11 protein-coding genes are annotated in these 12,634 nt (G+C 40.5%); 4 read left to right on the top strand and 7 right to left on the bottom strand.

Annotated features, from left to right (window positions below):
- The first annotated feature begins 1 nt into the window (after position 1).
- On the top strand, positions 2-1,588 hold the full coding sequence (locus V6R21_RS13410) for a hypothetical protein (protein ID WP_334244131.1): 1,587 nt from the start codon (positions 2-4) through the stop codon (positions 1,586-1,588).
- A 63-nt stretch (positions 1,589-1,651) separates the two neighbouring features.
- Here the strand turns inward: V6R21_RS13410 and V6R21_RS13405 are convergent, their stop codons facing one another.
- Positions 1,652-2,422 carry a LytR/AlgR family response regulator transcription factor gene (locus V6R21_RS13405; protein ID WP_334244130.1) on the bottom strand — a complete coding sequence of 257 codons (771 nt, stop codon included), beginning with the start codon at positions 2,420-2,422 and terminating at the stop codon, positions 1,652-1,654.
- Between the two features lie 500 nt (positions 2,423-2,922).
- Here V6R21_RS13405 and V6R21_RS13400 point away from each other — a divergent pair, with 500 nt between their 5' ends.
- Together V6R21_RS13400 and V6R21_RS13395 are read left to right on the top strand one after the other, a co-directional pair.
- On the top strand, positions 2,923-3,369 hold the full coding sequence (locus V6R21_RS13400; protein WP_334244129.1) for a GNAT family N-acetyltransferase: 447 nt from the start codon (positions 2,923-2,925) through the stop codon (positions 3,367-3,369).
- 118 nt (positions 3,370-3,487) lie between these two features.
- On the top strand, positions 3,488-4,816 hold the full coding sequence (locus V6R21_RS13395) for a PP2C family protein-serine/threonine phosphatase (protein ID WP_334244128.1): 1,329 nt from the start codon (positions 3,488-3,490) through the stop codon (positions 4,814-4,816).
- A 42-nt stretch (positions 4,817-4,858) separates the two neighbouring features.
- Here the strand turns inward: V6R21_RS13395 and hisF are convergent, their stop codons facing one another.
- The 6 genes from hisF to V6R21_RS13365 form a co-directional block, all read right to left on the bottom strand.
- Positions 4,859-5,614: an imidazole glycerol phosphate synthase subunit HisF gene (gene hisF, locus V6R21_RS13390; protein WP_334244127.1), complete on the bottom strand. Its 756-nt coding sequence runs from the start codon at positions 5,612-5,614 to the stop codon at positions 4,859-4,861.
- A 35-nt stretch (positions 5,615-5,649) separates the two neighbouring features.
- Positions 5,650-6,366 (bottom strand): 1-(5-phosphoribosyl)-5-[(5-phosphoribosylamino)methylideneamino]imidazole-4-carboxamide isomerase, encoded by a 717-nt coding sequence (gene hisA / locus V6R21_RS13385; RefSeq protein WP_334244928.1) that lies wholly within the window; start codon positions 6,364-6,366, stop codon positions 5,650-5,652.
- Positions 6,367-6,395: 29 nt separating this feature from the next.
- The gene (gene hisH / locus V6R21_RS13380; RefSeq protein ID WP_334244126.1) at positions 6,396-6,983 is read right to left on the bottom strand and encodes an imidazole glycerol phosphate synthase subunit HisH; all 588 of its coding nucleotides are present in this window, start codon (positions 6,981-6,983) and stop codon (positions 6,396-6,398) included.
- A 93-nt stretch (positions 6,984-7,076) separates the two neighbouring features.
- Entirely contained in the window at positions 7,077-8,414 is a 1,338-nt protein-coding gene (locus V6R21_RS13375) for an NfeD family protein (RefSeq protein ID WP_334244125.1), read from the bottom strand.
- A 271-nt stretch (positions 8,415-8,685) separates the two neighbouring features.
- Entirely contained in the window at positions 8,686-9,996 is a 1,311-nt protein-coding gene (locus tag V6R21_RS13370) for a cryptochrome/photolyase family protein (protein WP_334244124.1), read from the bottom strand.
- Positions 9,997-10,024: 28 nt separating this feature from the next.
- A complete protein-coding gene (locus tag V6R21_RS13365) occupies positions 10,025-10,738 on the bottom strand; it encodes an SDR family NAD(P)-dependent oxidoreductase (protein WP_334244123.1) in 714 nt (237 codons plus the stop codon).
- Between the two features lie 137 nt (positions 10,739-10,875).
- Between V6R21_RS13365 and V6R21_RS13360 the strand changes: the two genes are divergently transcribed.
- A complete protein-coding gene (locus V6R21_RS13360) occupies positions 10,876-12,465 on the top strand; it encodes a S8 family serine peptidase (protein ID WP_334244122.1) in 1,590 nt (529 codons plus the stop codon).
- The last annotated feature ends 169 nt before the right edge of the window (positions 12,466-12,634 follow it).

Raw genomic sequence — 12,634 nt, 5'->3', positions numbered from 1 at the left:
TATGAAAGTACAACTGCTTGTATTTTTTGGTTTACTCTCACTCAGCAGAGGATTTTCACAGGATTTAGCTCCTAGCTCTTACAAATACAAAACTGCAAAACAGGTCATCCAAAAGGTTGCCAGGGCACATAACCTTTTGATACCTGCACCTGAGTTGACAATTAGAAGGACGACTGAGCGAATTGCTTATTATGCTGATAGCAATACTTCCGGTAGAATTATCTTGGAGGAAAAGGCATATGACATCTGTATGACATTCGGGGTAGATTCCATCAATGCATTGGCTTGTATTCTATCTCATGAAATGGGGCATTACTACCAGAAAAAAGGAGGTGGATACCATTTTGCTGAGAACACATCAGATGAATACAACGCTAATAGCAAACTTGAGGAGGAAGCTGACCGCTTTGCTGTTTATTATGGCTTATTGGCAGGATACCCGACACACAGGCTTTACCCTGCCGTTCTGAAGGCTGTATACAGTGCTTACGGACTCTCACCACACCAAAAGGGATATCCTACCCTCGCAGCTCGAATAGCTACTGCTGAAAAGGCGCAACAGGAAGTGGCTAAATATGCCAAAGTCTTTGAGGCAGGAAAATGGCTGTTTGTTTCAGAAAAAAGTCAGGAGTCTATCACCTGCTTTGAGATGCTACAGCAGAAGTTCCCTTTAAAGGAAGTTCACAACAACCTTGGTGTATTGAAACTGAAATCCCTTTTTGATGAAGGACAGGCTCCCAATGACTTTGTCTATCCACTGAGTTTTGATATGTTCAATGCGTTTGCTTCTTCAATCCAACAGCCAACAAGCTTGAACAGAGGTATTACACCAAGGCAAAGGGAAGAGATCATTCAGCACTTCACCAATGCCATTAGCCTTGACCCTCTGTATGCTACTGCTTATATCAATCTCACTTGTGCATATTGCTATTTTGGGGATTACGATAATGCCTGCGGAAAGATAAATGAACTGGAAAAGTTACTAAAGCAATTTGACTTGCCACTTCCTGATGACGCCCTACTGATAAGAGGCATCAGTAGAGCCAAAAGTGGAAACATCAAAAAAGCAATCACCAATTTTGACCTGATACGCTCCAACGATGCGATTTACACACTAAACAGGAAAATTTTGGAAGAGGAAAGTTTTCTACATCAGTATTCACAGGAACTAAAGCAGCTTATAGAAAGCCTTTTTCAGACAACTCCAAACACAACTACCTCCTCTCCTGACGTCGAGACGTTGTTAGCGATTGTCAAGTCAACCTCAAGAGGCAATTCAAATGACAGCCTAAAAGTGGATTTACCCAACAGGCATTACCTGACTTTTAAAGCAAAAAATAGAGGGACACAAACAGTCAATTACCATAAAGGCTTTGAGCAAAAAAACAGGCAACTGATCATCAAGGAAGCCAGTCAACTCCCCAGCTTGTTAGAGCTTAGTCGAACACAGTTAATCGCTACTTTCGGACAACCCCAAAATAAACTTAGGGTCAACGGAATGGAGTATTGGTATTACAAAACCTATAAGATGGCAGTACTGCTAAAAGAAGACAAGTCTATTCAATGGTGCAGTGAATCTGTCTATTAAAAAATGCTCCAGTTTGAACTATCCAAACTGGAGCATTTTTTATTACTGTGGATTCTCCATTTGCTATAGAAACTCCATCCTTGAGACTACCTCATTCCTGTAAAACTTACCTATCGGTATTGGAAAGTGCTCACCGGCAGGGCTTTCCAATACAAGCTCTGAAGTCCCAACCCCTCTCACGTAGTTCCAGTTTACACAATAGCTTCTGTGAACCCGCAACAGGTCTGGATGGTTGTTTAACTTGTTCAGAATCTGGCTTAGGTTATAGGACACGAGCACTTTTTCTCCATTTTTACTCAAAGTCAATTCACTATATGCCCTTTCAGCCCTGATAAGAAGAATATCCTCTATTGATACTTTCTTGGCATAGGCTTCAGAGTTACTCTTAATAAAAAATGTAGAAACCCTCTCAATGATATTTTGAGGTTTTGTACTGTGATACAGTTCAAGGGAAAGTGCCAATCCTACTTCCAACTCTTTATCAGAAACTGGCTTGATCAAATACTGGAATGGCAATGTTGTCTTTGCTTTCTGAATCGTTAGGCTATCAACAAAAGAAGTCAGGTATATGACAGCAAAATTGTATTGGTTCTGTAACATCCTCACCGTATCAATCCCACTGATATCTCCTTCCCCAAGTTGAATATCCGAGATCATAGCCGAAGGGATGTGTTCTCGGAATAGTGAAATTGCCATTTTACTGTCAGTTGCTTCGATTACATCATAGCCTAGTTGTCTTACTTTCTCAGCTAAATTGTTCAATAGTTTAATATCGTCCTCAAGTATTAGCACACACTCTTTGGACTCTAAATGGTCGTCTTTAGCGCTTGTCATCAGGTTAGTAATTAGTTTAGTTTTTAACTATAGTTTTCACATGTCGTTCTCTAAAAATAGTACAAATGTGGAGAGACACAAAAAAACATCAGACTTTCAGATGTTTTCTTCACCTTAAGCCTGATGTCTACTAAAGTCCTTCTATCATTAAGAAAACCTTATTAAGGTCAACCTAACAGAAGTATTTTAATTCTTAACAGATTCCTCTATTTAAGAGGTTGTTACGAATTTTCGCTCTACATAACAAAGGGCAATAAATTAGGTCTCAATTCTTGAATCAAGAATTGTAACGTTTTATTGAACACACTTAAAAGTAGGCGATAGTGATTTTAATTCTATAAATAATTCACGAAGCGGTAATTAGTTTTTACAAACAGACACTATTATTTTATGAAGAAAACACCTGCAGACTAATCCCTAATCGGCGTATTCATATAACATTCAATAAAAGGGTGTATATTCAACTATTCGCATTCCCCAAACCCTATCCCAGCCCCCTTATGAACACTCCTGAATTTGAACTTACCAGCCATAAGCATATAGATGAACTGCTTCCCATGATGAAAGATTTTTATGAGATTGATGGATACCCGTTTGATGAAGCTCAAATGAGGAAAGCACTCGGAGAGTTTTTCAGCCTTCATTATTTTGGTCGAATCTGGCTGATCAAGTTAAATAGCAAGGTTGCTGGCTATATGATCTTGACGATCAGCTTTAGTTTTGAGTTTGGAGGCAAAGATGCTTTTTTGGATGAACTCTATATCAAACAAAGTTTTAGAGGAAAGGGAATTGGTAATCATGCCATCGCTCACCTTACCAAGGAAGCGACTTCATTGGGCATCCATACGCTTCATCTTGAAGTAGAAAAACACAACAGGGCTATATCACTTTATAAAAAATGGGGCTTCAAAGAGCACAACCGTTTTCTGATGAGTAAAAAAATCTAGGATAGCTTGATTGAGATATATTAACACCTTCTTATTTTTATTATATTGATCATCAGATTAACAACAGATTTACCCATATTTTCTAAGATTAATTGAGCCTAAAGAATTTTTTCACTTCATGCTTACAATACTTAAACAACGGTTGAATTCTAATTCAGATTTAACTTTTGAAGAAAACCGTCTTTACAGAATACTGAACTTTATTCTAGTCGCTATCATTGGCTATACCTTACTAGTCACGATTTTCTTTCTGATCCAGACTGAATGGATATTTGCTGGAGTGGCACTTACTGAAGGACTCTTATTTTCCCTATTTCTGGTCTTGCATATCAAGGGTAAACTTGTAGCAGCACGGTTAGGCACCTTCTTTTTAGCTTTATTATCCAAGATTATTATCTGCTGGATTCATGGACCCAATGCAGGTTTACACTTGCTTTTTTTGGCAATGGTCTGTAATCCTGTCCTCTTTTTTGACAAACAAACCCAGCACTATTTTCTGGCAGGAATGGCTGTCATTGCCATGATGATAACCGTTGCCGGCTTCAAGTATTTTGAACCAATATTGCCTCCCCCTCCATTTCACTTCCCTTATTACTGGTCCATTTTCCTAACTGCTGTTTTCTGCTTCCTGACTGTTCAGATATTCAAAAAGAACCACCTCGAGTATGAGGCAAAGCTAAAAGAAGCCAATGCAATCCAAACAAGTAGTATTACCTATGCGCAACAAATCCAGAAAGCCCTTATTGGCAATGACAGAAGAATTGAGGATGCGTTTGAAGAAGCTTTTGTACTTAACCAGCCTAAGGACATTGTAAGTGGTGATTTTTACTGGTACAACCGTATTGGCAATCATCAGATACTGGTGGTTGGAGACTGTACAGGACACGGTGTCCCTGCTGCCTTTCTTACGGTATTGGGCATTCAATTACTGAATGAAATCGTACTGGCTAAAGGAATTGTATCTCCGTCACGAATTCTTAGTGAAATGGACAAGGGGATGCTAAAAAGCTTTGAGTACAAAGACAATAAAGACTTGGGTGGCGGAATGGATTTGGCGATTGTCGTGATCAACGAAAATAATCAAAGTTTAAGATTTGCAGGGGCTCGCAGACCACTTTATTACATTAGGAATAAACAGTTTTTTGAAATCAAGCCAACCAGGAGAGGTATCAGGGAATTGGATTTAGGAAGAGAAAAGCCATTTGAAGAAACCAAGGTCAACACCAAGCAAGGTGACCTGTATTACCTTTTTTCAGATGGGTTTCAGGATCAGTTTGGAGGAAAAAATGATCGTAAGTTTATGAAACACCGCTTCAAGACTATGCTCCACTATTGCAGTGTTCATTCACTTTGCAAGCAAAAAGACATAATGAAAGATGAGTTCGATACCTGGAAGGGCGATCAGGAACAGACAGATGATGTGTTGGTTATTGGTATAAAGGTATGAAAAAGGAAGCCGACCTATGTTCAACTTCCTTTATATATGTAATCAGATTCTCATCTCAATTCCTTCCTTTTTCAGGTAAGCTTTAAGTTCCGGAATACCGATTTCCTTAAAGTGGAATATACTGGCAGCCAAAGCGGCATCAGCATCATTGTTCATAAAAACATCCTTGAAATGCTCCATTGTACCTGCACCACCTGATGCAATTACTGGAATATTCAATGACTTTGACAACTGACCTGTCAACTCAATAGCAAAACCATTTTTGGTACCATCATGATCCATTGATGTCAGCAGTATTTCGCCTGCACCCCTCTCTTGCACTTCATGCGCCCAAGGAATTGTTCTCAGCTCAGTTGCTTCTCGTCCTCCTTTTACGTGTACAATATGTTCACCATCCACATACCTTGTGTCAATGGCTACTACTACGCACTGTGAACCAAACTCACGTGCCAGTTCGTTAATCAGCTCAGGTCTTTTGACAGCCGATGAATTGATAGACACCTTATCCGCTCCAGCCTTTAGTAAGGCAGACACATCTTCAACAGTACTGATACCACCTCCTACTGTAAATGGTATATTGATTTGGCTTGCCACTTTCTTAACAAGCTCTACCAGCGTTTTTCTCTTCTCCACCGTTGCCGTGATATCCAAGAAAACAAGTTCATCAGCACCTTCTCTGCTGTATATTTCTGCTAGCTCGACTGGATCACCGGCATCCCTCAACTCCAAAAAGTTAACCCCTTTTACAGTCTTGCCATCTTTTATATCCAGACAAGGTATAATTCTCTTTGTCAGCATAATTCTTTCAATTTTTCTCGTGCAGCAAATTATTTTTACTTAAAGCTAGCCAGCTGATCCAAAGTTATCCGTCCTTCGTAAAAGGCTTTACCAACCACTACCGAATAGATACCTGCCTCATTCAGTTCCTCCAGATCTCTCATTCCAGATACACCACCACTCGCAATAAGCTTTAAGTCAGGGAAACGTTGCTGAATCGTTTTGTACAACTCTACTGCTGGTCCCTGCAACATACCATCACGGCTAATATCAGTACACAAAACGGATGTAACTCCTTTTGATACATACTCTTCTATAAATTGTAGCAGATCGACTGAAGATGTTTCCTGCCAACCGCTTACAGCTACTTTGCCATCTTTAGCATCTGCTGCCAGAATAATGGTATCACCACCATACTTCTGTACCCAACCTTCAAACACATCACGCTGTTTCACGGCTATGCTTCCACAAGTGACCATCGCAGCACCATTGTCAAAGGCTTTTTGCAAGTCAGTTTCAGACTGGATTCCACCTCCAAAGTCTACAACCATATTGGTTTGCTGCGTAATTGCCTTCAAGACATGTGTATTGACTACTGTCTTCTGTTTTGCACCGTCAAGATCTACCAAGTGCAAGCGCTTAATACCAGCATCTTCAAACATTTTGGCAACCTCTACAGGGTCATCATTATAAACAGTCTTGTTTTTATAATCGCCTTGTGTCAGGCGAACACATTTGCCATCTATCAGGTCAATGGCAGGTATGATATCAATCAAGGTATTTCAGGTTATTTGGTAAGACATTAAATTTCCAAAAAGTTGCGGAGGATTTGCTCTCCTACTTCACTGCTCTTTTCAGGGTGAAACTGTACTGCATAAAAGTTGTCACGATGCAAAGAAGCACTGAATGGCACAGCATAATCCGTTTGAGCTGCTGTATATTCGTTCAATACAGCATAATAACTATGGACAAAGTACACATAGCTCTCTGTATCCAATCCCTTGAACAACGGCTCTTTCAAATGGGTAATCTTGTTCCATCCCATTTGAGGCACTTTCACATTTTCCTGATGTGGAAAACGCTGTACAGGAACATCAAAGATGCCCAAGCACTCCGTATCATTCTCCTCAGAATGCTTACACATTAACTGCAATCCCAGACAGATGCCCAATACCGGTTGCTTCAACGCAGGAATCACCTTATCCAACCCACGTTCCTTTAAGTAACGCATTGCGGTACTTGCCTCACCAACACCAGGGAAAATCACCTTGTCTGCCTTGTTTAGTTCTTCCGGATCGTCTGTTACGATCGGGTCTACGCCTAACCTATTTAGCGCATAAATTACTGACTGTATGTTGCCAGCATTGTACTTTACAATTGCGACTTTCATTTAGCTAAAAACGACATGTAAAAATAAATAGGAACACGCTTCAGTACGTGTTCCACAAGTGTATTCTCAATAAAGTCTTTTCAGGTTACGCACCTAATCCAGTTTCCGCACTTTCAAGGAGGTACCCGTTTGGGCTATTACCTCCACTTTGTCTCCCTTTTCTATATAATCACCTCTTGTAAAGGCATCCTTTATCTCTCCATTCAGTTCTATTTTGCCTGAAGGTCGTAGTACAGTATAGGCTGTTCCAATTCTTCCTACAAAATCTTCAATATTGGACGTAGAAGTATAACCTTCTTCCCTGCTTAATGTTTCCTGCAAGGCTACTCTTTTGAAGGCACTCAAATATGGCAATCTAGCCCCTAGAATTACCAAACCTACAATTGAAAACAAAAATCCTGCGGTTGTGACAGTTAAGGCTTCCACAATTCGTCCTTCTGAAACGAAAGTAAAATCAAATTTATCGTTATTTAGCATGACCAACACCAAACCTCCCAACATACAGGCAATCCCTAAAATACCAGCCACACCAAACCCCGGAATCACAAATATCTCCAAAGCCAACAAGAGGATACCAACTGCAAACAGAATGATCTCCCAATTTTCTGCCAATCCATTTAAATAGTATGGTGTAAAATATAGGAGAGCTGCTATAATAGCTGCAGCCAAAGGAAAACCAATACCAGGAGATTGTAACTCAAAATAAATACCTCCCATGATCACCAGTATCAAGATACCGCTAACCATCGGATTGAGGAAGAACGCAATCACTTGTTCACTGATCGAAGGTTCGTATTTGACTACCTGATACTCTTCTACGCCCAATCGCTCCATGATTTCCGAAATTGAATTGACGGTTGCTTCGCAATAACCATGTGCCATTGCTTCAGAAGCTGTGAAAGTAAGCACTTTCCCTGCTTCAGAAATCCCTTCCACTTCCAAAGACTCGTCAACCATTGCTTCTGCAATCCTAGGATCCCTCCCGTTGTCTTCTGCGGTAGAGCGCATCGTTGAGCGCATATAAGACTGATACTTATCAGGCATCGCCTGACCATCTGTTCCATTGACTACAGTTGCAGCGCCGATACTTGCCCCAGAAGCCATATAAATACTGTCACAGGCAATAGAGATCAAAGCTCCAGCTGAGGCTGCATCTTTATTAATAAAAGAGTAAACGGGCTTTTCAAAATCCATCAACATCGACCTGATCTTATCCGCATCATATACAGCACCTCCATAGGTATCCATATCTATGATCACCATATCAGCATGCTGACTTCTAGCTTCTTCCAATGCCAACTCAACGTAACGGCTCATCCTAGGGTCTATCTGATCCCGAATTTCCAACACCATTACGACACTTTCCTGTCCCAAGGCAGTCAATGAGAAAATCAGTAAAAATGCACTCAGTATATACTTCAATTTTTCCATATCAGTGTTTCAGTTTAAAAAGTTTGGCAATCAAATCAGTAGAAGAAAACCTTCAATTTTGGACCAAACCGATGATCAACCAGTCACTTTGACCAGATAAGCAATGTGTGTTATAAATTTCACAATATTTTAATTGGATAACAATCTAAATTAGAGAAAGTGTAAGCTTTTCTTATCAGAATAGTCCAAAACACAAGTCCACAAAAGGAAACAGCAGCCATTCATCAAGGGAGTGATGAAGGACTGCTGCCCCAATTTCTTTTATTCAATTCTAGTTTTCCATTACAGATTTAAAAGCATCCAATGCTCTTTGTCGGGCTTCTTTATGCTCAACGATCGGTTCGGGGTACTTACCTGTACCAAACTCAGGTACCCACTTTTTGATATATGCTTCCTGCTTATCAAACTTATCTTGCTGGGAATATGGGTTGAAAATCCTAAAGTATGGCTGTGCATCCGTACCTGTACTTGCTGCCCACTGCCAACCGCCATTATTAGCAGACAGGTCATAATCCAACAGTTTGCGAGCGAAATATGCCTCGCCCCATCGCCAATCAATCAGAAGGTGTTTTGTCAGGAAACTAGCTGTAATCATTCTGACGCGGTTATGCATATAGCCTGTCTCGTTGAGCTGTCTCATTCCTGCATCCACAATCGGGTAACCTGTCTTGCCTTCACACCATGCCTCAAACTCTTTTTCATTGTTTCGCCAATTCAAAGCATCATATTTACTATGAAAGTTTTCTGTAACCACTTTCGGAAAGTGGTGCAAGATCATCATGTAGAAGTCACGCCAAATCAACTCATTGAGGAAGGTATCGCTTTTACCAATGGTCTGCCTCGCTAACTGACGAATACTAATTGTGCCAAACCTCAGGTGAATACTCAGCCTTGAAGTCCCGTCTACTGCCGGATAGTCTCGGTTCTCCTTGTATTCCTCCAAGGTTTCAGTATCAACCGTTCTTGATGGAAACCTCATTTTGACAGGCTCAAACCCCATATCCTCTAATGAAATCAATGAAAGTGGTTTGGTCTGGAAATAATTGTCAGCATATTTCTCTACTGGATAGCTTTTCACATAGAAATCGGACTTTTCTACATTCAGCTTTTCTTTCCACTTTCGGCTATATGGCGTAAACACAACATAAGGATCTCCATCGTCTTTCAAAACCTCATCCATCTCGAAGATACATTGATCCTTGAATGTCTTGAATGGGATTTCTTCGGATGAAAGGTATTCTCCAATTGTGGCATCACGTTCCTTGGCATAAGGTTCATAATCACGATTGGTAAAAACGGCTTTTACGTCGTACTCATTCAGCACTTCAGCCCAAACATCAGCAGGTTTCCCATACTTGACCAAAAGAGAGCTTCCCTCCTTTTCCAATTTCGCCTTTATCCTTTCAACCTCCTGATGGATAAAGGTCAATCGCTTATCATCCTTATCTTCCAGATTATCCAGAATCTCTTTATCAAATATAAAAAGAGGCAAAACAGGATGCTCTCCTTTCAAAGCATGATACAATCCGGCATTATCTTCCAGTCTTAAGTCTCTTCTGAACCAAAAAACGGATACACTCATTTTCAATTGATCTTAGTTCCAATAAATATTACAATGGTTTAAGTGAGGACATTCCTCCATCCAGTGCCAGTACTTGTCCACTCATCCATGAAGCATCATCACTTAGCAGAAACATAGCCGTTGCAGCCAGTTCTTCTGGTTTACCAACCCTTCCAAGTGGGTGGCGTTTATCAGAAGCAGCTCTTTTTTCTTCTGAAGAAAGTAGCTTTGCAGCAAGTGGTGTATCCACCAAAGAGGGGGCAATAGCATTGAAGCGAATACTACTCCCTGCAAATTCAGCTGCCAACGAACGTACAAGCCCTTCTATTGCCCCTTTTGCTGCCGCAATACTGGCGTGGTAGTTCATACCTGTCTGTACTGCCACAGTACTAAACAACACGACACTACTACTCCCTGCCTGCTTCAGTCTACTTAAAGTATGTTGTATCACCTCTACGGCTCCCAATACATTTATCCTGTAATCGGCTAAAAAATCCTCTGCTTTCAGTCTAGCAAACGGTTTCAGATTAATACTTCCCGGACAATAAACCACTCCATGAAGCTCATTAGGCAAGCTGCTGAAAGTTTCTTCAGATATTTCATCCGTTACGTCAAGCTGAACAAATTCAGCATATAAGTCCTTAGGCTTACTCCTTGACGCTGTGAACACTGTCGCTCCAGAAGCTTCCAGCCCTTTTGCCAATTGGTAGCCAATACCTGAGCTAGCCCCTACTACCAGAATATTTTTACCGTTGAAATTCATACTAAGCAGCAGTTATTTTATAGTTTTAATCGTTATTTAGAATACCACTTTCAGTCTGCATACTTTTTCAGCTTGAAAGCATTTTATAGTCACAACTCATTGATAAATTTTATTGTTCACACATTGATATAATAAATATGGTTCGCATTGTTTTGCTGCTGGTTATCGCCAACTTATGCACTTTTAACTTATCAGCTCAAGACTATTCACTGATCATTTTCAAGGATAAAAAAGGCAGTGAATCTCTTTCTCCTTCTGATTTTCTTACGCAGGAAGCTATTAGCAGAAGAAACAATCAAGGAATTGAATTGGATAGCTCCGACTTTCCTGTCAGTCAGGAATATGTATCCGCCATTCAGAATGAAGATGTAAATGTCTTACTTACTTCTAAATGGCTAAATGCTGTTTTGGTGGAGGGCTCTCCTTCTGAACTCACAGCACTAATCGATCTCCCTTTCGTTAGTGAGATTACAAATATGCAGGACAGTGCCGAGCCTTTTAATCCAGAGCTTACCACACAAGCGGTAATGGCAGACTCGGCGCTATTGGGAAACAGTTTTACCCAAAATCACCTGATTGGCATAGATCAAATGCTGGCAGATGGTTATACAGGAAATGGGATTACCGTTGCGGTATTTGACAATGGTTTCCTGAATATGGATCAACTTGATTTCTTTCAGCACATTGATATAAAAGGCACTTTTGACATTGTAGATAATGAAACTGATGTTTTTGACAATGGTGGACATGGCTTAAATGTGCTTTCATTGATGGGGTCATATAAAGAAGGTGTTATGGTTGGTGGGGCATACAACGCCTCTTATTACTTGTTCCGCACAGAAGCTGATGCCATTGAAAGGAGGATTGAAGAAATCTACTGGCTTAAAGCAGCTGAAATGGCTGACAGCTTAGGGGTTGATATCATTAACTCATCTTTAGGCTATAACCAATTTGACAATTCGGCTGAGGATTATGAGCAAAGTGAGCTTAATGGAACAACTGCTTGGATATCGGTAGCTGCTAACTATGCCGCCAGTAAAGGAATGCTGGTAGTATCTGCTGCCGGAAATGAAGGGGCCAATTCTTGGGGAAAAGTGACTTTCCCTGCTGACTCTCCATTTGTTATGGCTGTAGGTTCGGTAAGCAGCAACGGTCAAAAAGCTTCCTCAAGTTCTATTGGACCAACAGCCGATGATCGCATCAAACCAGATATTGCTGCTATGGGAGCAGGTGTAACGATTGTCAACCCCAGTGGAGAACTGCGTACCAGCAGCGGTACTTCCTTTGCGTCTCCTTTGTTGGCAGCACTTGCTGCAGGTCTCTGGGAACAGTTCCCTGAGCTGACCAACTTTGAGTTGATGGATAAAATCAAAAGTTCAGGATCGATGTCATCTGCTCCTGACAATCAGTTAGGCTATGGGATAGCTTCCTATATAAGAGCAAAAAGCCTGATCACAGATTTGGATCAAGCCTCTCCATTGGCTGCTGTAAACCTCTACCCTAACCCATCTGATGGGACATTCAAGTTGCAGTTGGACAACCTGATTGGTGACCAGATTAAAATTCAGGGATGGGATTTGACTGGAAAGTTAATTTTTGATCAACAACAGTCTGTAACAACAGTAACTCACTCATTTTCCCTTCCGAAAAGTATCAACCAGTCTTTGATACTTATTCTGGTTAGCCACAAAAATCATAGAAAAACATTCAGGGTTTTCATTGACTAAAATGAGCTAAAACCTCGGAAAAATGCCATTTTAAGTACTTTTAAGTGCTTAAAATGAGTGAAATTAATCACACTGATAACTAAAGACTTACATGACACAACCTCAAATAACACAAACAGAATCATATGTAAACCTTCTGTGAAATAAAAATAATATTATATTGCTGACC

The organism is Limibacter armeniacum (genome assembly GCF_036880985.1).
GTDB classification, from domain to species: Bacteria; Bacteroidota; Bacteroidia; order Cytophagales; family Flammeovirgaceae; genus Limibacter; species Limibacter armeniacum.
The sequence above is the reverse complement of the archived record's forward strand: the minus strand, read 5'-3'. Positions and strand labels throughout refer to the sequence as shown.